This window comes from Rhodococcus sp. MurmanLake-1 (assembly GCF_056945715.1).
In genome coordinates this window covers 123,951-145,287 of sequence record NZ_JBWZNF010000003.1, presented here as the reverse complement: position 1 = coordinate 145,287, position 21,337 = coordinate 123,951, and the positions used below count along the sequence as shown (strand labels likewise).

21 protein-coding genes and 1 riboswitch are annotated in these 21,337 nt (G+C 63.5%); of the genes, 13 read left to right on the top strand and 8 right to left on the bottom strand.

Going from position 1 to position 21,337, the window contains the following annotated elements:
* The first annotated feature begins 2 nt into the window (after nucleotides 1-2).
* Together AC2ETI_RS10695 and AC2ETI_RS10690 are read left to right on the top strand one after the other, a co-directional pair.
* A complete protein-coding gene (locus tag AC2ETI_RS10695; RefSeq protein ID WP_037134012.1) occupies nucleotides 3-659 on the top strand; it encodes a response regulator in 657 nt (218 codons plus the stop codon).
* A 17-nt stretch (nucleotides 660-676) separates the two neighbouring features.
* Nucleotides 677-1,396 carry a DUF1707 SHOCT-like domain-containing protein gene (locus tag AC2ETI_RS10690; RefSeq protein ID WP_019747103.1) on the top strand — a complete coding sequence of 240 codons (720 nt, stop codon included), beginning with the start codon at nucleotides 677-679 and terminating at the stop codon, nucleotides 1,394-1,396.
* Nucleotides 1,397-1,400: 4 nt separating this feature from the next.
* Here AC2ETI_RS10690 and AC2ETI_RS10685 read toward each other — a convergent pair whose 3' ends face one another.
* Both AC2ETI_RS10685 and AC2ETI_RS10680 read right to left on the bottom strand, forming a co-directional pair.
* Nucleotides 1,401-1,853: a MaoC family dehydratase gene (locus AC2ETI_RS10685; RefSeq protein ID WP_416314908.1), complete on the bottom strand. Its 453-nt coding sequence runs from the start codon at nucleotides 1,851-1,853 to the stop codon at nucleotides 1,401-1,403.
* A gap of 35 nt (nucleotides 1,854-1,888) precedes the next feature.
* Complete coding sequence (locus tag AC2ETI_RS10680) at nucleotides 1,889-2,416, bottom strand: cupin domain-containing protein (protein WP_477846300.1); 528 nt, start codon at nucleotides 2,414-2,416, stop codon at nucleotides 1,889-1,891.
* A 150-nt stretch (nucleotides 2,417-2,566) separates the two neighbouring features.
* On the opposite strand from AC2ETI_RS10680, the gene AC2ETI_RS10675 reads away from it, so the two are divergent.
* Together AC2ETI_RS10675 and AC2ETI_RS10670 are read left to right on the top strand one after the other, a co-directional pair.
* Nucleotides 2,567-3,139, top strand: a complete 573-nt coding sequence (locus AC2ETI_RS10675) for a TetR/AcrR family transcriptional regulator (protein WP_483633890.1) — start codon at nucleotides 2,567-2,569, stop codon at nucleotides 3,137-3,139.
* 137 nt (nucleotides 3,140-3,276) lie between these two features.
* A complete protein-coding gene (locus AC2ETI_RS10670; protein ID WP_483633889.1) occupies nucleotides 3,277-5,121 on the top strand; it encodes a DUF2339 domain-containing protein in 1,845 nt (614 codons plus the stop codon).
* Between the two features lies 1 nt (nucleotide 5,122).
* Here AC2ETI_RS10670 and AC2ETI_RS10665 read toward each other — a convergent pair whose 3' ends face one another.
* The 3 genes from AC2ETI_RS10665 to trmB are packed head-to-tail and all read right to left on the bottom strand — an operon-like array spanning nucleotide 5,123 to nucleotide 9,517.
* Nucleotides 5,123-8,044 carry an MMPL family transporter gene (locus AC2ETI_RS10665; RefSeq protein WP_021343022.1) on the bottom strand — a complete coding sequence of 974 codons (2,922 nt, stop codon included), beginning with the start codon at nucleotides 8,042-8,044 and terminating at the stop codon, nucleotides 5,123-5,125.
* Between the two features lie 10 nt (nucleotides 8,045-8,054).
* Nucleotides 8,055-8,762, bottom strand: a complete 708-nt coding sequence (locus AC2ETI_RS10660; protein WP_003945733.1) for an NYN domain-containing protein — start codon at nucleotides 8,760-8,762, stop codon at nucleotides 8,055-8,057.
* Entirely contained in the window at nucleotides 8,759-9,517 is a 759-nt protein-coding gene (gene trmB / locus AC2ETI_RS10655) for a tRNA (guanosine(46)-N7)-methyltransferase TrmB (protein ID WP_019747110.1), read from the bottom strand. The genes AC2ETI_RS10660 and trmB overlap by 4 nt, the downstream gene beginning before the upstream one ends.
* Before the next feature lie 163 nt (nucleotides 9,518-9,680).
* Here trmB and AC2ETI_RS10650 point away from each other — a divergent pair, with 163 nt between their 5' ends.
* The 6 genes from AC2ETI_RS10650 to epsC all read left to right on the top strand — a co-directional run bounded on the left by AC2ETI_RS10650 (nucleotide 9,681) and on the right by epsC (nucleotide 16,215).
* Nucleotides 9,681-10,613, top strand: coding sequence for a hypothetical protein (locus AC2ETI_RS10650; RefSeq protein WP_483633888.1), 933 nt, complete (start codon nucleotides 9,681-9,683; stop codon nucleotides 10,611-10,613).
* Nucleotides 10,606-11,946 (top strand): hypothetical protein, encoded by a 1,341-nt coding sequence (locus AC2ETI_RS10645; RefSeq protein ID WP_483633887.1) that lies wholly within the window; start codon nucleotides 10,606-10,608, stop codon nucleotides 11,944-11,946. The genes AC2ETI_RS10650 and AC2ETI_RS10645 overlap by 8 nt, the downstream gene beginning before the upstream one ends.
* Nucleotides 11,947-12,079: 133 nt before the next feature.
* Nucleotides 12,080-12,418 (top strand): DUF6802 family protein, encoded by a 339-nt coding sequence (locus AC2ETI_RS10640; protein WP_483633886.1) that lies wholly within the window; start codon nucleotides 12,080-12,082, stop codon nucleotides 12,416-12,418.
* Between the two features lie 277 nt (nucleotides 12,419-12,695).
* Nucleotides 12,696-14,525 (top strand): phosphoenolpyruvate carboxykinase (GTP), encoded by a 1,830-nt coding sequence (locus tag AC2ETI_RS10635; protein ID WP_483633885.1) that lies wholly within the window; start codon nucleotides 12,696-12,698, stop codon nucleotides 14,523-14,525.
* A gap of 170 nt (nucleotides 14,526-14,695) precedes the next feature.
* A complete protein-coding gene (gene cysK, locus AC2ETI_RS10630) occupies nucleotides 14,696-15,631 on the top strand; it encodes a cysteine synthase A (protein ID WP_003945916.1) in 936 nt (311 codons plus the stop codon).
* Between the two features lie 5 nt (nucleotides 15,632-15,636).
* Nucleotides 15,637-16,215, top strand: coding sequence for a serine O-acetyltransferase EpsC (gene epsC / locus AC2ETI_RS10625; protein ID WP_019747116.1), 579 nt, complete (start codon nucleotides 15,637-15,639; stop codon nucleotides 16,213-16,215).
* A gap of 58 nt (nucleotides 16,216-16,273) precedes the next feature.
* Here epsC and AC2ETI_RS10620 read toward each other — a convergent pair whose 3' ends face one another.
* The 3 genes from AC2ETI_RS10620 to AC2ETI_RS10610 are packed head-to-tail and all read right to left on the bottom strand — an operon-like array spanning nucleotide 16,274 to nucleotide 18,516.
* Nucleotides 16,274-16,579 carry a hypothetical protein gene (locus AC2ETI_RS10620; RefSeq protein WP_047889131.1) on the bottom strand — a complete coding sequence of 102 codons (306 nt, stop codon included), beginning with the start codon at nucleotides 16,577-16,579 and terminating at the stop codon, nucleotides 16,274-16,276.
* A 28-nt stretch (nucleotides 16,580-16,607) separates the two neighbouring features.
* A complete protein-coding gene (locus AC2ETI_RS10615) occupies nucleotides 16,608-17,567 on the bottom strand; it encodes a cation diffusion facilitator family transporter (protein WP_019747118.1) in 960 nt (319 codons plus the stop codon).
* A 10-nt stretch (nucleotides 17,568-17,577) separates the two neighbouring features.
* Complete coding sequence (locus AC2ETI_RS10610; protein WP_483633884.1) at nucleotides 17,578-18,516, bottom strand: alpha/beta hydrolase; 939 nt, start codon at nucleotides 18,514-18,516, stop codon at nucleotides 17,578-17,580.
* A 148-nt stretch (nucleotides 18,517-18,664) separates the two neighbouring features.
* On the opposite strand from AC2ETI_RS10610, the gene AC2ETI_RS10605 reads away from it, so the two are divergent.
* The 3 genes from AC2ETI_RS10605 to AC2ETI_RS10595 all read left to right on the top strand — a co-directional run bounded on the left by AC2ETI_RS10605 (nucleotide 18,665) and on the right by AC2ETI_RS10595 (nucleotide 21,269).
* Nucleotides 18,665-19,177, top strand: a complete 513-nt coding sequence (locus AC2ETI_RS10605) for a TetR/AcrR family transcriptional regulator (RefSeq protein WP_483633883.1) — start codon at nucleotides 18,665-18,667, stop codon at nucleotides 19,175-19,177.
* A 16-nt stretch (nucleotides 19,178-19,193) separates the two neighbouring features.
* Nucleotides 19,194-19,329, top strand: a riboswitch (cobalamin riboswitch).
* A gap of 117 nt (nucleotides 19,330-19,446) precedes the next feature.
* A complete protein-coding gene (locus AC2ETI_RS10600; RefSeq protein WP_003945625.1) occupies nucleotides 19,447-20,454 on the top strand; it encodes a FecCD family ABC transporter permease in 1,008 nt (335 codons plus the stop codon).
* Nucleotides 20,451-21,269: an ABC transporter ATP-binding protein gene (locus tag AC2ETI_RS10595; protein WP_047889134.1), complete on the top strand. Its 819-nt coding sequence runs from the start codon at nucleotides 20,451-20,453 to the stop codon at nucleotides 21,267-21,269. Before AC2ETI_RS10600 ends, AC2ETI_RS10595 begins: the two co-directional genes overlap by 4 nt.
* Nucleotides 21,270-21,337: the final 68 nt, after the last annotated feature.

Below are 21,337 nucleotides of genomic sequence, written 5' to 3'. Positions count from 1 at the left end.
AAATGGGCGAGAATCCGGTGACGGTGATGGTCGTCGACGATCACCCGATGTGGCGCGACGGTGTCTCCCGGGACCTCGAAGCCGCGGGCTTCACCGTGAGCGCCACGGCGGAGGGTGTCGAGAGTGCACGCCGCCGAGCCGCCGCCGTGCAACCGGCCGTGGTTCTGATGGACATGAACCTGCCGGACGGAAACGGTGCCGACGCCACCACCGCGGTGCTCGAGGTTTCGCCGAAGAGCAAGGTACTCGTGCTTTCCGCCTCCGCCGAGCGTGACGACGTCCTCGACGCGGTCAAAGCCGGAGCGTCGGGTTACCTGGTCAAGAGTGCTTCGGTGGCGGAACTACTCGAGGCCGTGCGAGCGACTTTCGACGGACAAGCCGTCTTCACACCCGGCCTCGCCGGATTGGTGCTCGGCGAGTACCGCCGGATGTCGACGGCACCGGCCGACGATCGCGCACCCGAGCTGCCTCGGCTCACCGACCGTGAGACCGAAGTGCTCCGTCTTGTCGCCAAGGGGCTGAGCGCAAAACAGATCGCCACGAGGCTCTCTCTCAGCCACCGGACCGTCGAAAACCACGTCCAGGCGACGCTGCGGAAACTTCAGTTGGCCAATCGCGTCGAGCTCACGCGATACGCAATAGAACAAGGTCTCGAATAACGTTTATCCTGGAAATCATGGAGGCCAGGAATCTACGCGTATCCGATGCCGAACGAGAGCACGTCGGCGAGCTGCTGCAGAAAGCTGTCGGTCAAGGGATGCTCTCGCTCGGTGAGTTCACCGAGCGCATGGACACTGCCTTGGCTGCAAAGACGCGAGGTGAGCTCAACTCGGTTCTCGCCGATCTTCCGGGCATCACGCTGATCTCCGACTACGACCCACCCGCGTATCCCAATGCAGGTCAGCCGATGTACCAAGGCCAGCCGTATCCTGCGCCGACATACCAACCCCAGCCGCCGCCGGTTCACCCGAGCCCGCCTTACCGCGCTCCCGTCGGGGCTCCGGTAGTCGGTAACTACGGAGCGGCAAATGCTGCCGTGATTCGTGGACGAATGGCGACGGTGACGCGGAACGGCGCATGGATCGTTCCTCCCGCTGTCGTGGTCGATACCAGAATGTCCAGTGTGACTATCGATTTCACGCGCGCTGTGATGCAGACGCAGGTCGTGAACATCTCGATCGACGACTACGCCAGTTCGATTTCACTGATCGTTCCCGAAGAGGCGACGGTGGACATGAACGGTGTCGAGGCAGTCGGAGGAAGCGCGTCGAACAAGGTTCGTTCCGGCCCGCAGATGGGCCCGCTGCATCTGGTGGTGCACGGCAAGGTGCGATTCGGCAGTGTCACCGCGAAGCATCCCTTCGGTACCACGATCCGAAAGATGTTCGGCTCCTGACCTTTCAGTGATACGCGCGGGTCAACATCTCGGCGACGCACACGGGTTTGTCACCGTGTTCTCGTTCGAATGTCTGGGTCACCGTGATCTGGACGCCGCCATTGATCGGTTCGACTTTGCTCAACGTCGCACGCATGCGGACGCGAGAGCCAACCGGAAGCGGAGCAGGCAACCTGACCTTGTCGAATCCGCAGTTGAGAGCAAACGCAAAACCCTCGAGCGAGAACATCGCATACGAGAACATGGGTCCGAGTGAGAGCGTGTAGTTGCCGTGCGCGATCGTTCCACCGAACGGTGACTCCTTCGCGCGATCCACATCGACGTGAATCCACTGATCGTCGCCGGTGACCCGGGTGAACTCGTCGATGGACTCCTGCGTGACATCGTGCCAGTCGCTGACGCCCAACTCTTGGTTCAGGTTGGCGCTGAGGTCTTCTGCTCCGGTGAGTACAAGCATGAATCTTCCTTTGATCGGTAGGTGCTGGCAGTCGGTCAGTGACTATCGATGCCGAATCCCACACCGTGCGTCTGTGCGATCTCGGCGGTGGCAACGAGATCGAATTCGATCCCGAAATTTGCTTCTACCCGCGCTGCAACCGATTCCGCGGCGGAACCTGCTTCGGCCAGTAGTTTCGGCATCAGTTCGAACAGGTCTTCCATCCCTCCGGGAGTGATGATTTCGAGAATCCGTGCTGGAGCGTCGTCGGGATTCCACACGGCGTGCCACTGGCCACGCGGTTTGAAGATCATGGCGCCAGTCTCCGCGTAGACGACCTCGTCTCCGACCATCGCTGCGACGCGGCCACTTTGAACCACCGTGTACTCGTCTTCGCGGCTGTGGCGATGGACCGGTGAGGTCATCGAATGCGGAGCGATGCGGTGTTGTACAAGAGAGAATCCCCCCTCGGTTTGTTTGCTTCGAACCATCATCCGGACGCCGGTGGCCGCGAGAGTCCCGGCAAGATCTACGTCCGGCCCGAGGACGGTCGTCGTGGTGTGGTTTGCGGAATTCGGTGACATCGATTTGGTCCTTTGCCGTCGTGAGCGTCGTTGGCTGCGCTCCGGTTTCGATTCTCGAATCATGTACCAATCGGTCTAGTGATGCAAGGTTTTGGCTATTTATGCACTTCAAGTGTTGTCGATATGTGTACTGATCGGTATGTTGAACTTATGTCTACGAGGGATTTGTTGGTCGATGCCGCTGCCGACTTGTTGCAGCGGAAGGGGTACGCGGGAACGGGTGTGTCGGAAGTGCTCTCGGCGAGCGCGACCACCAAGGGGTCCTTGTACTTTCACTTTCCCGGTGGCAAGGAAGAACTCGCAGGCGAGGCTCTGAGGCGACGCGGTGAGGCAATGGCCGATTTCATCCGGCATCTCCTGGAGAGCTCACCCGATGCCGCCACCGCGATCTCCGCATTTGCTGCCGCACTGGCTGCACGTTTGTCGGATTCGGCCTACGAACGTGGATGCGCCCTGGCTACGGCAACACTGGATGCCGCAACCGAATCCGAGGTCATCCGTGGTGCTTGTGCGGACGGGTACAACTCGTGGCTGGGGCTGCTGGCTCAGCGCCTCGAAGCCGACGGTTGGTCCCGCGAAGACGCAGAGTCCGAGGCAATTCTCGCTTTGTCCGCACTCGAGGGCGCGCTTGTCCTCGCTCGGGCGCGTCAGGATCCCGCTCCGCTTCACACTTCGGGTCGGTTGCTCTCCGAACGATTGCGGAATGCAGCGCCTCGGCGATAGTTCCCTGTCGGTCGATGATGCAGTCGGTCGATGGTGCCGTCAGTCGAAGGTGTCCTCAGTTGAATACGAGAACTCCCCAGGCTGATCGAGTAGTACTACTCATCTGATCGGTTCGGCCACGCAGCAAGCTCGTAGCCATGACCACACCGAGCTCTTCCGCCGTCGATCCGCGACTGGTGACCGCCCTGTCAGCCGAGTGCGACAGCATCGGCCGGCAGTTGCGCCACATGGGCCAGAACCTGTCGATCCTGCAGACTCAGCTGGCCTCGGCTACTGTTCCCCCGCCCATGCCGGTAGTTCCGGCACCCGCAGCTCCGGCGCCACAGATGCCGCCAATGCGTCCTCAGCAGAACGTGCCCACCTGGCAGCCGCCGACGTATCCGGTTGCCGCACCTCGCCAGCCCTGGTGGCAACGCGACGGTCTCATCAGTCGACTCCTGGCCGCGGCCGGTGTTGCCGTCACACTGATCGGCGTCGTGATGCTGCTGGTACTTGCAGCGCAGGCCGGATTCTTCGGACCGCCGCTGCGGGTGCTCGGTGGCGCACTCCTTTCCGGCGCCTTGGTGTTTGCCGGGGTGCGGGTCCACGGACGACCAGGCGGCAAAGTGGGAGCGATTGCTCTGGCCGCCACCGGTTTTGCGGGAATGTACCTCGACGTCGTCGCGGCCTCGGTTCTCTACGGCTGGGTGACGACGCCGCTCGCGGTGGTGATTGCCTTCGGGATTGCCGCGGCCGGGGTTGCTTTGGCGGTGAAATGGGATTCCGAATCACTGGCACTCATGATCGTTCTGGGCGCAGCGGTGCTGGCTCCCGTGTTGACGTCGGGAATATCGTTGACCCTCATCGGTTTCCTCTTCGCGATCCAGTCGGCGACATTCTCCGCCCAGCTCGGTCGTGACTGGAAGTACCTGGGTATGGCGCGCACCGTACCCGTGGTTCTCGCGCTGCTCGTAGCGGTAGCGTCGAATGCAATCTTCAGCGAATCCGGTAACAGTGCAGTGCAATTGGTGATCAGTGCCGGCGTGGTTGCAATCGTGGGGGCCGGCTGCGCGATGGCCGTGCAGTGGAGGGGTTCGCCCTCGCGCGGCGGAGTTGCAGGGGCGTGGTCCACCGCTACCTTTGTTGTCTCGTCTCTTCCGCTGATGAGCGTCGGAGCCGTGCTCGGGCGCACCGAATCCGCAGTGCTGTACGGAATTGCTGCGGCACTACTACTTTCCGCTGCAGCGGCGGCCAAGCCTTTGCCGACGCAACTGCGATTCGGACTGGGCGCAACCGGCGCTCTTGCATTGTTGCTGTGCTGCTTGTCCGGGGCGACGGAATCTCTGGTCGTACCGCTGGTCCTCACCGTCGGCATGATCTTCCTCGGAGTCTCGCTGTATGCAGGTTCGCGCTTCGTCTTCGCCCTCGGAACCGCCTTTGCGGCAATCGGATCGATCGGATACCTCACGACGGTTCCGCCGGAAGCGTTGACGACTGCCCGTGCCGCATCCATGCAACTCGGTGCGATCACGGCACTCTCGAGCCTGACGGCGATAGGTGCACTGGTGATGCTGGTGTGGGCGATTCACCGACTGAAGTTGATCGCCGATTCGAATGCAGCGGTTCTATGGGCGGCCGCAGGGTTTGGTGTCCTCTACGCGGTGACGTGTGCGCTCGTCTCATCCGGCGTCGAAATCTTCGACAGTGCAACCGGATTTGTTGCCGGGCACAGCGTTGCAACCATCGTCTGGATGCTTGCCGCCACGTCAGCGCTGGTGCTCGGCCTGAACAACCGTCAGCATGCTCGCGTTTTGCTCGGAGCTGGTCTTGCTCTCACCAGCGCGGCAGTGGCCAAGCTGTTCCTCTTCGACCTGGCCACGCTCAGTGGGCTGGTGCGCAGCGCTGCCTTCCTGGTGGTCGGCTTGCTGCTCCTGCTGGTCGGGACTCGTTATGCACGAGCCTTCGCCAAGCAGGAGCAGGTCAGCTCCGCTTCTGGATCATGAGTCAGCTTCGCTTCTGGCGAGCGATGAGCTCGCTGACACTGATGGCGCCTGCGTCGTCAGGTCGGTGCCTGCCGGTGGCGTTGTCGTCGCCGTCAGAGGCATCCGAGACTCGGGGCTCGGTGGGACGACGCTCCGGAGCGATCGGTGGAGGCGGCGACTGGGGGGTCGCCTCCACCGAGGTCGGGGCCGAGCCGTTTGTTGCAGCGCCATTTGTTGCAGCGCCATTTGTTGCAGAACCGTTGGTAGCACCGTTTGCAGAGCCATTCCGGCTCGAGCCGTTGGTACCTGAACCGCTGCTTGCCGAACCGTTAGTACGCGAAGGCGTCCGGACCACCGGCAGCGGCCGTGAGGCCGGGGGAGTCTGTTCCCGAGCCCGCAGGTCCGACAACCAACTCTCGATGGGACGCTCGGCCGGCGCAGCGGGCGTCGGGTTTCTCCGCTTGTCGGTGGTGTTCGGTTGCGGTCGGTACGAAGGATTGGGGACCGGTGCCTCGATCAAGTTCTGGGGCGCGCTGGCTGCACTCCCGATATCGAGACGACGTCGCGGTGCCGGCTTCTCCGCGGCAGGTGTATCCGTGTTCGGTGCCTTGATCGTCATTTCGCTGAGCGGAATGGGCTCGGTGAGAGGATCGGGAACACGAGGTCCGCTTTCCGGCTGTGCAGCCGGGGCAGGCGGCGGCATGACCCGCGAGGCCGCTTCGATCTTGCGCGGCTGACCCGGTCCGGCGATCGCACCGACGGGCGCGATCTGCGGGACGTTTGCGAGCACAAGTTCGTTGTCGAGGATCGGCTCACCCAGCCCGATCTTCTGCTGGATCCGCTTCATCCAGGCCGGGGCCCACCAGCAGTCGTCGCCGAGCAGTTTCATGGTCGCGGGGACCAGGAACATTCGGATCAGCGTGGCGTCGATGATCAGCGCGGAGATCATGCCGTACGAGATGTACTTCATCATCACCAGATCGGACAGGCCGAATGCACCGGTGACCACGATCAGAATCAGTGCGGCAGCGGTGATGATCCGGCCGGTATGTGCCGTGCCGATTCGGATGGATTCGGTAGTACTCGCGCCCTGCGCTCGCGCTTCGACCATGCGGGAGAGCAGGAACACTTCGTAGTCGGTCGACAGGCCGTAGACGATCGCGATGATCAACACCAGGACGGGAGACATGATCGGTCCCGGCGTGAAGTTCAAGAGACCGGAACCGTGCCCGTCGATGAAGATCCAGGTCAAGATTCCGAGCGTCGAACCCAGGCCGAGCGCGCTCATCAACGCAGCCTTGATGGGCAGGACGAGCGAACCGAACGTCAAGAACATCAGCAGCGTCGTCAGCAGGATGACCGATACGACCATCAGCGGCAGACGGTCGAGCAACGCGTCGACGCTGTCCTGCTCGATGGCCGGAGTACCGCCGACGAGCACAGTTGTGCCCTCGGGCCAATCCGCGGATCGCAGATAGTCGATGGTGGGACGTGCCTCGTTGCGCTCGGTCAGACCGGCTTTGAGGACGTTGACCCCGTCCTTGGTCGCGACCTCCGGAGTGAACTTCTCGACCAGACCCGGCGCAGCGTTTGCGGTCTTGGAAATCTGACCGAGAGTGGTGTTGTCCGCTCCCTCGATGACGAGTCGAACGGGCTCGGTGCGATTGCCCGGGAAGAGTTCGTCGAACTGCGCCTGCGCGACACGCGTGGGGCTGTCCGGGGGCAGGTACGTCTCGTTGATACCGCCGAACTTGATGCCCGTCAGCGGAATGATCATCAGCAGTAGAGCCGCGACGATCGGGACCGCGACCTTGAGCGGATGCTGCATGACCCAGCGGGTGAGCTTGCCCCAGAAACCGTTCTCGATTTCCTCGTTGGTCTTGGTCTGGCGCAGCTTCTTGAAGGTCAGCGCGTCGATCCGTTTGCCGAGAATGCCGAGAATCGCGGGAAGAATCGTGATGGACGAGATCGCGGCAAGCATGACGGCAGCAATGGCGCCGTAGGCCACCGATTTGAGGAAGCCCTGCGGGAACAACAGCAGACCGCCGAGGCTGACGGCAACCATGGTCGCCGAGAACATGACCGTTCTACCCGCCGTCATGACCGTTCGGCGTACTGCGGTCGGGGTGTCGTACCCCTCGGCTATCTCTTCTCGGAAACGGCTGACGATGAACAGTCCGTAGTCGATCGCGAGACCCAGGCCGACCAGAGAGACCACGGGCGCAACAAACGCGTTGACCTCGGTGAAGTTGGTGATCAGTCGAATGATGCCGTTGGCGCCGATGACGGTCAGACCGCCGACGATCAACGGGAGGGCTGCAGCGACGACGCCACCGAAGACGAAGAACAGCAGGACACCGACGGCGGGAATCGCGAGCATTTCCATGCGCTTGATGTCGTTGGCCATCGTGTCGTTGAGCGAATTCGCGACAGGTTGCAGGCCGGCGAGTTGCACGTCGACGCCGTCGATGTAGAACTGCGACTCGACGTCGCGGAAGTTGTTGGACACCGCGGTGTCGTTGTCGCCGGCGATCGCGATGCTGGTGACCGCGTGTTGCTTGGTCTTGTCCGCCAGGGCCGCCACCGAGAGACCGTTGTCGACCTTGAAGTACGAGCCGTTGATCTTCATGATCTGGTCGGGGTTGTCGGCGACGAGCCGCTGCAGATTGTCGATGACCTTCGCTTGGAACTCGGGGTCGTCGACGGTCTTGCCCTCCGGCGCCGTGTACAGCGCCAGAACGTCACCCGTCGTGCTGCGTCCGAACGTGCCGTCAGCGAGTTTTGCAGCCTCTACCGATTCCGACCCCGGATCGTCCCAGCCGCTCTGGCTGAGATGATCCTGCAGGCTCAGGCCGTACGCAGCGAGCCCGAGGAGCCCCGCCACCATGACAGCGATGACGGTGAAGCGGGCTCGATAGACGATGCTTCCCCAGCTGGCGAACACTGATCAACTCCTACTCGGCAACACTTTTTCGCCCGATGAGCAGGGCAGAAAGCGGTCGGAACGGCTGCAACCAGGCGCCCTCGTCGGGCAGGGTGTCCAGGCTTACCCGTGGCAGAGGCTCACGGAAGACACCTGGGATGTCCTCGAGATCGACGAAGTCCAAGATATCGGACGACACAGCCCAGCTGGCGTGTTCACGGAACCCGAGAACCTGGACCGGGATACCGGTTGCTGCGATGTCCTCGAGAGGTTCGCGGAACGCTTGGCCGTCGGCGGACGCGACCATGATTCCGGCGAGGCCCTCGCCGTACCGGAGCGCGATGTGCTCGAGCATGTCCGAATCGACATCGCTGTCTTCATCGACCTTCGGCTTGGCGAACACCGCGAAACCCACGTTACGCAAGGCTTCGACCCAAGGACGAACGACGTCGGCGCTGCCGGACGCGATGTTGGTGAAGACGGTCGCTTCAGGCTCGAGCGTGCCGCTGTTCTGTGCGGACAGTTCGGCGGTGCGAGAGAGCAGCCAACGACCCAAAGCGTCGAATCGTGGCCGGTAGGCGGCGGTAGGCCGGCCACCGAGGATGGCGCCGAGGCCCATGTCGAGGTTGGGGGCGTCCCAGACCAGAAGCACCCGCTTGGGGTGGCGGGAGTCACGACCGAAGTCGAGAGGAGATTCCGACGACGTCACGTCGTCGGATAGCTGTTCGCTGACGCTCATGCTCTGATCTTCCCCCATATAAGCTCGGTGATTGCACTACCGACCTTATGGGCTTTGTCCTCGAACTTGGTGACCGGACGCTCGTGGGTCATCGGAGACTCCCAGTCGAGTGCGGTCAGCAGTGGCTCGGCATTGCCGGCTTCTTCGATCCATTCGGCGTACTCGGCGTGATCGGTTGCCACGTGCAGGACTCCGCCGGGCTTGAGGCGGTTGGCGATCAGCGCGAACGTCGGCCCCTGCAGGAGGCGACGCTTGTGATGGCGGGCCTTGGGCCACGGGTCCGGGAAGAACACCCGGACGCCCGTCAGGGACTCGGGGGCGACCATGTTCTCGAGTACGTCCATCGCGTCACCGCGTAGTACGCGGACGTTGGGAATCTCTTCACGCTCGACCTGCTGGAGAAGCTGCGCGAGCCCCGGGCGGTACACCTCGATCGCGATCAGGTTCACGTGCGGTTCCGCCTTGGCCATAGCGGCCGTCGCGGTGCCGGTACCCGAACCGATCTCGATGATCAGGGGTGCCTCGCGTCCGAACCAGGCGTTCGCGTCGAGCGGTGTGTCCGAGACGTCGGCGCCGATGAGCGGCCACTGACGGTCCCAAGCCTGCTGCTGCGCGTCGGTCAGCGCACCCCGGCGAGAGCGAAAGCTGGTCACTCTCGGATGGAGACGGGACCCCTTGGCGTGGTCCGTCTGCCCCGTGTCAGGGGTCTGCGGTGCATGCTGATCGGCTTCGTTCACGAACCCATTGTCACGCATGACCCCCGTTTAGCGCAGACGGGTCTGAAGTTTGAGTTGAGACTTTCTGCGGAAAGTCCTGAAACAGCCGACTTCGGACAGCTAGCGAAAGAGTGGTGTCACCTGCCGTCCTTGCCGAGAACCTGACAGAATCTCACCGACACGATGGGGACGTGGGGTGGGGATGAACACAGGATTTGCATGCAGTAATTGGTCACGAATGTTGCCCGCAGAATCGATCGACGACGCCTGCGCGGAGCCGATCGACCACTTGCGCGCTCTGGCATATCGGCTGACGTCGATCGATTCGGGAGCCGCAGAGGCGGTTCACTCGGTGCTCGGATCGCTGAGCGCGCCGCTCGAATTGGTGGTCGCCGGGCGAGCCGGGGTGGGGCGGTCGTCGTTGGCGCGGATCCTGGGGCGCGACGACCGGTTCTCGCACAGAGTCGTCGGCGCACCGGTTGTGGTGACCGAGTCGCGCGCGTTCGACGTCCCTGGAACGTCGAACCCCGATCTGGGTCGTCGTTGCGTTGTCTACGTGGTGGTCGACGCGGTCCGCGACGTCGACGGCCGAGCCATTGCCCGAGTTTCCGATCGTGTGGTCGTCGCTGCGAACAAGGCTGACTTGTTCGGTCCGCGCTGGGACGAGGCGCTGGGACGGGCCGCGGAAATCTCCGAGAACGTCGGCGTGCCCACGGTTCCGGTGGAGACACTGACCGGGCGCGGCGTCGAAGAGTTGTTCGCGGCTCTCGGACCTGTTCTGGAGGCGCAGTGGTGGGGCCGGGTCGAGCAGATCGGCCCGGCGCTGAGGCGGTCTGCCTCGCGCAGCGCTGCGGGCAGGGACGAGATCGAGTTGTATCTGAGTTCGGACTCCGCGGTGCTGTTCGGCGCCGCGGCGGCGATGATGAGCCCCGAAATTCGAGCCCTGCGTCAAGGCGAGCCTCCCGATCCTCGTACCGCCGACGACGCGGGCACATGCAGCCGGTGGTGGGGCGAGCTCGTGGACGAGTCGGAACAGGCTCCGCAACAAAGGGTCTCACTGATTCGCCGCGGGTATGTGCGTCGGTGGGCGCAGCTCGGGGGCGATCGCTCCGCTCCGGCGGTGACCGATGGATAGCGTTTCGGTACTTCCGGATTCGGTGCTGCGCGTGGTGCAGCGATGGAATCCGGCATCCGATCCGGGTCGCCAGGTCGCCGCCGAAACATCCAGTGGCACTAGAATTTACGTTGTCGGCCCACCGAGGTGTGGACGGGAAGACGTCGCCCGGATGTTCAATGCTTCGGATGCCTGTTCGACAGTGACACGCGAGGTGGACGCCGACGTCGTACTTCTGGTCGTCGACGCCGCCAGTGTGATCGGACGCGAGGATCTTCTTCTTCTCGACGACGCTGCAGAGAGCGGAATCCCGGTGGTGGTCGCGCTGACCCGCATCGACGTCTACCGAGACTGGCAGGCGGTGCGCCGGCGTGATGCCGAGATTCTCGCGTCGCACTGCACCGCTTTTGCTCAGGCCCCGGTGGTCCCGATTGCGCCTGGTCAAGAGCAGTCGCTCGTTGCCGTCGTGAGCCGGGCGGCACGGGAGAGGGAAGCAGGCGGTTCGGATTCCGGTGTCATCGCGCAGACGCGCCGGATGATCGAGATAGAGATCCGGAATCTGCGTGACAGCGTTCCTGGTGCCGAACTGCGGGCCGAGCGATCACAGTTGCTCGCAGACCGCGACGGCCGGCGAGGCGAACGCCTGGTGCAGGTGCGAAGCCGACTGCAACGAGCGCGCGGGGATCTGTCACAACAAATCGCCGAGGCAACCCGGGCGACGGTCGCCGGGGCACGTGCCTGGGTCGATGCGGCCTCGCGAGCCGAATTGGGCAGCGTGCCGACGCGACTGCAGCACGAGGTCGACCATCACACCCGGGTGTTCGATGCTGCGATGGCGGCAGCGGTGGAAGTGGCGGGCACGACCGGGTACATGCCTTCCCCACGGATTCCGGAAGGCCCGCCGCGCCGTCAGCGCGGAAACGAGGACCGGGTGACAATTCTTGTCGGCGCGTCCGCGGGTCTCGGCCTCGGCCGTATCGCGGTGACTCCGCTGGAGATGATTCCGGCCCTGGAGTTCGCGAGTATCCCCGTGACGTTGGTTCTGGGTGGCGCCGCGGCGTGGTGGTTGGCGCGAACTCGCGGGCTGACGGCGGATCGTGCCTACTCGAGGTCGTGGATCGTCGAATCGATGTCGACGGTTCGCGCACAGTGGGAGCAGCGAGTCCAGAGTGTTCTGCTCGAGGCCGAGGCGGATCTGGGAGCGGCGATCATGGCGGAGAGCCGCGAGCAGGTGGCGTCGGCGCAGGCCCGAATCGTGGAGATCGACGGTGAACTTCGTGAGCTTGCCGCGGCCAGATCAGGGCAACTGGCGTCGTGCGAGCGCGACCTCGCCGTTTTGAACGCCGCCTACTGACATTCCGCGAGTGCAGAGTTCTCCACAGCGCCGCAATTTCGGCCACGACTGATCGTCGGGGTCTGGTAATACTGAGCGGACGGTTTCGGTAGGGGTTGCCGAAGCAGTAGGTCACCATCCAGTAGGGGGAGTAATGGACGCATTTCTGATCACGGCCGGACACATCGACGGGCACGAAGCCGAAGCGCTCGATCCTGGGCGTATCGAGCCCGAAACCTTCGGGCCCTCGTTGGGACCGGTCGATGCCGGCGACCTGAACTTCGACGCCTTCGACTTGGACGGTGACGGAACGGTCGACAGCCGTGTCGTCCACTCCGACGACGACGTCGTGATCGTGTCCGACTTCGATCGCGACGGTAGCGCCGATCGCCTCACGATGATCGAGTCGGACGGCGACTACTCGGCCTGGGAATGCAGTCGAGACGACGAAGGCGCCCTCGTGTGGCAGAAAATCGATGCCGGAGCGCTCTGAAAAGGTTCCGTTTATGTGCTCTGAGCGCCGGGTAGGCACCTGAACACACCAACTGAATCGTTTCTGTGACATTTCTGACCGCACCCGATTACCTGCAGGTGAACAGCCAGCGTTAACCTCAATACATAGGACACCCGGCGTCCGTGAAATCCACGTGAGTGGATGACGCGGCTGGACCCCGTCGAGAGGGGGACACCGGGATCGACTGGTATCGGGGCGCTGCAGTTTGCATCCGGTGTCACGAGAACCCGGTTCCGGCTCACCCCAGGAGAGTTTGATGACCTCAGCGACCATTCCCGGTCTCAATGGAACTGACGGCACGCCCCCCACGCAGCACAAGGAACTGCTTGCATGGGTGCAAGAGGTTGCCGAACTCACCCAGCCTGATCGCGTCGTCTTCGCAGACGGCTCGGACGAAGAATGGGACCGACTGACAACGAAGTTGGTCGAGGCAGGAACCTTCACCCGCCTCAACGACGAGAAGAAGCCGAACTCTTTCCTCGGCAACTCCGATCCGTCCGATGTCGCGCGAGTCGAATCGCGTACGTACATCTGCTCGAAGGAAGAAATCGACGCAGGTCCCACCAACAACTGGATGGACCCGGCGGAGATGCGCACCCTCATGGGTGACCTGTACCGCGGTTGCATGCGTGGACGCACCATGTACGTCGTGCCGTTCTGCATGGGCCCCCTCGACGCCGAGGATCCGAAGCTGGGCGTCGAGCTCACCGATTCCGAGTACGTCGTCGTCTCCATGCGCGTCATGACCCGCATGGGCAGCAAGGTTCTCGACAAGCTCGGCACCGACGGATTCTTCGTCAAGGCGCTTCACTCGCTGGGCGCTCCGCTGGCCGATGGCCAGGAAGATATCGCGTGGCCGTGCAACGACACCAAGTACATCACTCACTTCCCCGAGGATCGTGAGATCTGGAGCTTCGGTTCCGGCTACGGCGGAAACGCTCTCCTGGGCAAGAAGTGCTACTCGCTGCGTATCGCTTCGGCAATGGCGCACGACGAGGGCTGGCTGGCCGAGCACATGCTCATCCTCAAGCTCATCTCGCCCGAGGACAAGGCCTACTACATCGCGGCGGCATTCCCCTCCGCTTGTGGCAAGACCAACCTCGCGATGATCCAGCCGACCATCCCCGGATGGCGCGCCGAGACCCTCGGTGACGACATCGCCTGGATGCGTTTCGGTGAGGACGGACAGCTCTACGCCGTCAACCCGGAATTCGGTTTCTTCGGCGTGGCTCCCGGCACCAACTGGTCGTCGAACCCCAACGCCATGCGCACCATCGACCAGGGCAACACGGTCTTCACCAACGTCGCTCTGACCGACGACGGTGACGTCTGGTGGGAAGGCCTCGAAGGCGACCCGCAGCACCTGATCGACTGGAAGGGCAACGAGTGGACGCCCGAGTCGGGCACCCATGCGGCTCATCCCAACTCGCGTTACTGCACCCCGATGTCGCAGTGCCCGATCATGGCTCCCGAGTGGGACGACCCGAAGGGCGTGCCGATCTCGGCAATCCTGTTCGGTGGACGCCGCAAGACGACGGTTCCGCTGGTCACCGAGGCTCGTGACTGGCAGCACGGCGTCTTCATGGGTGCAACGGTCGGCTCCGAGCAGACCGCAGCAGCCGAAGGCCAGGTCGGTACGGTTCGCCGTGATCCGATGGCTATGCTGCCGTTCCTCGGCTACAACGTCGGTGACTACTTCCAGCACTGGATCGACCTCGGCAAGTCCGCGGACGCGTCCAAGCTCCCCAAGGTCTTCTACGTCAACTGGTTCCGCCGTGGCGACGACGGACGCTTCCTGTGGCCAGGCTTCGGCGAGAACTCTCGCGTCCTGAAGTGGATCGTCGAGCGCATCGAGCACAAGGCTGCCGGCATCGACACCCCGATCGGCGTCGTTCCCACCGGATCGGCACTCGACATCGAAGGCCTGGACGTGTCGGACGCCGACATCACCGAGGCCCTCGCGGTCAACATCGACGAGTGGAAGGCCGAGATCCCGCTCATCGAAGAGTGGTTCGACTTCGTCGGCGAGAAGCTGCCGACCGGCATTCGTGACGAGTTCGAAGCTCTGAAGCAGCGGTTGGCCTGATAAACCGCCCCCGTATGTAGTGGCCTGATGCCGCATTGGTTCAATTTGATGAACCGATGCGGCATCGGTCGTCTGTATGCCCTTGCCTGTAGCCGTTATGCAGTTCAGCCGTAAAGCAGTGATCAGCGAATCGAGCGGGTCGACACACTCGATCCTCAGGAGGACCAGATATGAGCGGGATCTACAACAACGTGACCGAATTGGTCGGGCGCACCCCGATCGTGCGGCTCAACCGTCTGACCGAGGGCCTGGACGCACAGGTCGCCGTCAAGCTCGAGTTCTACAACCCGGCCAACAGCGTCAAGGACCGGATCGGCGTGGCAATCATCGACGCCGCCGAGAAGTCCGGTGCACTCAAGCCCGGCGGAACCATCGTCGAGGGCACCAGTGGTAACACCGGTATCGCACTCGCCATGGTCGGTGCTGCTCGCGGCTACAAGGTCATCCTGACCATGCCGGAGACCATGTCCACCGAGCGTCGCGTGATGCTGCGTGCTTACGGCGCCGAGATCGTGCTGACCCCGGGCTCCGAGGGCATGGCCGGTGCAGTCGCCAAGGCCAAGGAAATCGTCGAGCAGACCGAGAACGCTGTCTCGGCCAGCCAGTTCGCCAACCCGGCCAACCCGGCCATCCACGAGGCAACGACGGGCGAAGAGGTCTGGGCCGACACCGACGGCGCCGTCGACATCTTCGTGTCCGGCATCGGCACCGGCGGCACCATCACCGGTGTCGGACGCACCCTTCGCAAGTACAAGCCCGAGGTCAAGATCGTGGGCGTCGAGCCCATCGACTCGCCGATCCTCAACGGTGGCCAGCCCGGTCCCCACAAGATCCAGGGAATCGGCGCGAACTTCGTGCCCGACGTCCTCGATCGCGAGATCTACGACGAGATCATCGACGTCTCGTTCCCCGATTCCATCGAGGTCGCTCGCGCACTCGGCACCAAGGAAGGCATCCTGGGCGGCATCTCGTCCGGCGCCATCGTCTGGGCCGCACTCGAGTTGGCGAAGCGTCCGGAAAACGCCGGCAAGCTGATCGTGGCTGTCGTGTGCGACTTCGGCGAGCGTTACATCTCCACCCCGCTGTTCGAACACATTCGGGACTGAGACTTGTGAGTATCCTCGGGACAATTCGCGAGGACCTGCAGGCTGCGCGCGGTCAGGATCCTGCCGCGCGCAGCAATGTGGAGAACGCGCTCGTTTATTCAGGGCTGCATGCCATTTGGGCGCATCGGGTTGCGCATCGTATGTGGGTCGTCCCTGCACTACGCGGCCCGGCGCGAGTGCTCTCGCAGCTGACACGCTTCGTTACCGGCATCGAGATTCACCCCGGTGCCACCATCGGTCGACGGTTCTTCATCGACCACGGCATGGGCGTCGTGATCGGGGAGACGGCCGAGGTCGGAAACGACGTGATGCTCTATCACGGCGTCACCCTGGGTGGTCGCTCGCTCGAGCAGGTCAAGCGTCACCCGACGCTGGGAGACCGGGTCACCGTCGGCGCTGGTGCCAAGATCCTCGGACCTGTCGTCATCGGTGAAGGTAGCGCTATCGGCGCCAATGCCGTTGTCACCAGAGATGTTCCGGCCGAATCCATCGCGACGGGTATCCCGGCGGTGGCGCGGCCACGGACCACCAAGGAAAAACTGGTGGACCCGAACAGTTACATCGATCCTGCGATGTACATCTGAAGCACTCCTTCTTCGATGGCCACCCTCGTGTAGACGGCGGGTGGCCATCGGCGTCTGTTCAGGCTCGCGTCAGGTGCCACCCGCGACGTCCCAGTACGACGGCCGTCGCAGCGCCCAGTGCTGCTCCGATCAGGGGATAGCAGGCCAGGACGAGCCAGCGTGGATTGTCCGATCGGGCGTCGAAAGCGATGTTCAACGACGACTCGTAGTCGCGACTCATCTGCACACCCCGGATCGGTTCGTAGGCACCCTGATAGACGATGGTCTTGTCTTGACTGGTCATCACATCGATCAGACTGCCCACCACAGGAATTCCCCCGACGACAAATCCCAGAACCGCAAGAATCACGATCAGTGCGCGCATCGAACGAGCCTATCGCCCGGCCGGAAGTTCAGACTGCGATCGACGGTTCTTCGGGCGTCGAGAGGGTCAGGATCGCTCGCACGACGCGTGGACTCTGCTCGAGTGAGCGTTCGAGTTCGCGCAACGTGTGGGCCACTCGGGACTCCGCGTAGTCACCGACCAGATCGACGCTGGCCACCAGGTACACCTGCCGCGGCCCGAGGTATTCCATGCGTAGGAACGTGATTCGGTTGATCTCGGGTAGTTGGGTGAGAGCTTCGACGGCTGCTGCCCGCAGCGTCGGTGAGGCCTCTTCGCCGACCAGGAATCGGCGGTTGCGGTCGATCAGGATGATCGCGATGACTCCGAGAAGTATGCCGACGAAGATGGAGCCGAGGGCGTCGGGGATCGGTGAACCGGTGATCTGGTGCAGTAGGACGCCGACGAATGCGATGACCAAACCGATCAGTGCCGCAGCATCTTCGGCGAACACGGCCCGGGTCGTCGGGTCGGACGTGTTGAGCGCCTGGGCCATGACGTCGCGGTTCACGGCGGACGCTTCGGTTCGGAGTTGCTTGTACGCCTGCCGGAACGAGATGCCTTCGAGGATGAACGAGACGCCGAGGACTGCGTAGGCGACACCGAAGTCGGTGGCCGGTTCGGAATGGAACAGTTCCTGGATGCCGTGGGTGATCGACACACCTGCACCGAGCGCGAAGAGTCCGAGGGCGGCGAACATCGACCAGATGTAGGCCTCCCGGCCGTACCCGAGTGGCTGGTCTCGGTCGGGAACCCTTTTCGAGCGGCGGTTCGCGATCAGCAGCAGCACTTCGTTGCCGGTATCGGCCCAGGAGTGGGTGGCCTCGGCGACCATCGATGCAGATCCGGTGACGATGGCGGCCGCCGTCTTGGCCCCGGCGATCAGCGCGTTAGCCGCAAACGCCAGTACGACTGTCGTGGTGCTCTCGTCGCCGTTTCCCGTCGGCTCGGCCTTGGGTTCGATGCTCACGAACTTCAGGCTAGGCGGGTGGCGACGGTTTCGTGCGGTGACGTTCGGCGACGGAGCGCAGCAGTGTGTCGACGGCGTCGTGGAACTGCGTCAGGCCCGGCTCTTCGACGGGAAAGTGCCCGCACCCGTCCAGCATCACGAATTCGGTGGGTGCGTTGATGCGGCGGAGGAACTGCAGGCTCAGTTCGGGTGGCGTCCATCGGTCGTCGGCCGGGTGGGTGAGCAAGACGGGCGTCGTCCGAAATGCTTCGGGTGCGGTGTGCTCGAACGAGAAGTAGCTGCTGAGGAATCCGAGTGGCACCCGAACACCGCCACCGCGCGGATCGGTTGCGCACAGCGTCGCGAGTTCACGGTTGCTGCTCATGTTCGCGACGTCGGCGACCCAACGGATGGGCACGCGGATACGGCCCACCAGTCGTTCGGTGCGGCGCATCAGGGGAGCGCCGTAGACACCCATCGGGCCGAAGCGCGCCGCGGCAGCTCTGGCCGACGGATTCGAGGGATCGAGCAGACAGGTGGCGACGACGGCGTCGGCCAGACCGGTCCGCGCGGCTACCTCGTAGGCCAGCAGACCGCCGATGCTGGCGCCCAACAACACCAGCGGCCGATCGTCGGCTGCCTTCTCGTCCCGGACGAGATCGCAGAGGAGATCGACCCACTGCTCGTACCGGACGCCGGCGGGATCGGCTACGACGGTGTCGCCGTACAGCGGAAGATCGGGGAAGAGGACTTCGGCTCCGAGTTTCACGCCGATCCCGGCGAACGGCCACAATGCGCCCGAGTAGCCGCCGGCGCCGTGGATGCCGAGAACACGAACCGGCGCGTCTGGAACCACTGCCCGTGCGACGTGGACGGTGTTGCCGTTCCACTCCCACCACGTCGGGGTCGGCGCCGGCATGTGGTCGGTGTACCGGTCGGGCATAAACTTCGAGTAGTCGGCGCTGGTCACCTACACAATTCTCGGTATCGGCGTCGCGGCTGACAACTCGCATCGGAGGACCGTGTCGACTCGGCGGAAAAGGCCCTCCCAGCAGCGCTCGAGGGCTACCTACGACGCGATCCTGGAGGCAGCTACTCGCGTTTTCGCGTCGGAGGGCATGGCAGCGACCACCAACCGGATCGCTGACGAAGCAGGGGTGTCGGTGGGCTCGCTCTACCAGTATTTCGGCGACAAGTACGAGATCCTTGCGGAGTTGGCGAACCGTCACGTGGGTGCTGCGCGGGAGAGTTTGGCGCTCTGCCTTGCCGACATCGTCGAGCGTGAACTCACCCCGGACGAGGCCGTCCGGATGTTGGTGGAGTGCGCGGTCGAAGTGAACAGTAAGCCGCGAGAGTTCTTTCACCTGCTCTACGATCAGGTTCCGCGTACGCGTGAGCTCATCGAGCAGGTCGAAGGAATGAATCGGCAACTGGTACTGGGTTTTTCGGAGTACTTGCAGAGCCGCGGTTTCAGTGCGGACGATGCGTTGTTGACGTCGCGGCTGACTGTGACTGCCGTGGACAGCCAGGTGCATCGGGTTGTGCTGGAATCGGATTCACCCGGAGAACTTCGAGTGCGAACGGAAGCCGTCGTGCGGCAGGCGAGATCGATGATCGCGTCGGAATCCTGATCCGGTGTATCGAATGGTGACTGCGGTCCGTTATGGTTCTGACGTCATCATCGAGGTAATGGGAAGTCGGTGCAATTCCGGCGCGGTCCCGCCACTGTGAGGTCGTCCCTGCGTCGACCGTAGCCAGATACCACCCTCGTTGACGTTGTGTCATGCCACGAGGATGGATCGGTCACACCATGAATGCTGTTGGCGGAGCTCTGTCTCCACCTACCCACCTGCCTTCGCCGAAGGCTGGTGCGCCTCGAGGACGGCTCAGTCCGGGTATCGTGCTGCCCGCTCTGCTGGTCGTCACCGTGCTCTCTGCTGTGTGCGCGTTGGCATTCGGATCCGAGATGCTCCCCGTGTCCACTGTGGTGGACGTGGTGCACTCGCGCTTCGGAGGCCCACCCGTCACGCGTTCCGAACTTGCGATCGTGTGGGGGATCAGAGCACCTCGGGTACTGCTCGGTCTGGCCGTCGGCGCTGGTCTTGCCGTCGCCGGCGCGGTGGTGCAAACCCTCGTCCGCAACGCTCTCGCCGATCCCCACTTGCTGGGAGTGTCGTCCGGCGCGAGTGTGGGTGCCACCGCCGTCATCACCACCGGACTGTTCGCCGGCGCGGGAGTGTGGGCGCTCAGTTTCGGCGCGATGATCGGGGCGTTGGGAGCTGCGATTCTCGTCTTCACCATCGCGACGCTGCAAGGCGGTATCACTCCACTGCGATTGGTTCTGACCGGCACCGTTACCGCATCCGCCCTGTCGGCGATCGCGAGTTTTCTGGTGCTGCGTACCAATGATTCCCAGGCCGCGCAGTCCGTATTGTTCTGGCTCCTGGGAAGTTTGGCCGGGGCATCCTGGGACAAGTTGTGGGCGCCGGTCATCGTAGTGTTCCTGCTGACGGCAGCGGTGTTCGCCCTGCACGGTTGGCTGGATGCGCTGGCGGCCGGACCGGACGTCGCGGCTTCGCTCGGTATTCCCATCCGAACCCTGCGAAACGTGCTGTTCGGCGTGCTGGCAGCGTTGGTCGGCACGATGGTTGCAGTGTCCGGCGCGATTGCCTTCGTAGGCTTGGTCATACCGCACGTCACACGCATGCTTGTCGGAGCCAGACATCGAGTGGTGTTGCCGGCGGCAGCGCTGATCGGCGCGTCGTTCCTGGTGTGGGTCGACGTCGTGGCGCGGACCTCGTTGCGGCCGACCGAGATCCCGCTGAGCGTGGTGACCGGGGTGATCGGTGCCCCGCTGTTTCTCCTGCTTCTCGGCCGTCGGCGCTACCGATTCGGTGGCAGTTCGTGAGCGCCCGCGCCCTGGCGGTGACCGCGTCCGGAGTCGTTGTCCGCATCGACCGCCGAACCGTCGTCAAGGGCGTCGACATCGCGGCGGACGCCGGTGCAGTAGTAGGCGTCGTCGGTCCGAACGGATCGGGCAAGTCGACTTTGTTGCGTGCGCTTGCCGGTCTCGGACCGATCGCTGACGGTGACGTCCGCGTCGGCGGCGAGTCCGTGCACGCGATGTCCGCGCGTTCGCGGGCCAAAGCCATTTCTTTTGTGGCGCAGGAAGAGCAGAGTCCCGCCGATTTGTTGGTTCACGAGTACGTGACTCTGGGGCGCACGCCACATGCAAAGCCCTGGAGTGTCGGCGGAAAGCACGAGAATGCCGTCGTTGATCGTGCTCTGGGCGAGGTCGGAATGATCGAGCACCGGTTCTCTTCGATGGACACGCTTTCCGGCGGCGAGCGTCGGCGGGTATTTCTCGCCCGAGGTCTCGCGCAGGACGCCGGCGTGCTCATCCTCGACGAGCCGACCAATCATCTCGACATCCGGCATCAACTCGAACTGCTCGATCTGGTCCGGTCGTTGGACCGGACGGTGATCATGGCACTGCACGACCTCGATTTGGCTGCGGCAGTGTGCGATCGGGTGCTCGTGCTCGCGGATGGAGTGGCCAGGGCGTTCGGACATCCATCCGACGTACTCACCACCTCGGTGGTGGCAACTGTCTTCGGCGTCGAGACTTTCGAGCTCGTGAACCCCGCGACAGGCCGTTCACACCTCGTATTCGAATCACGAAATTCTCAACTACAACAATCATTTTCGGAGAGTGCACTTTGATACATGTCAAGACTCGAGCGTCGTTCGGTGCGGTTGTAGCCGCGACAGCGTTGTTGACAGTTGCCGGC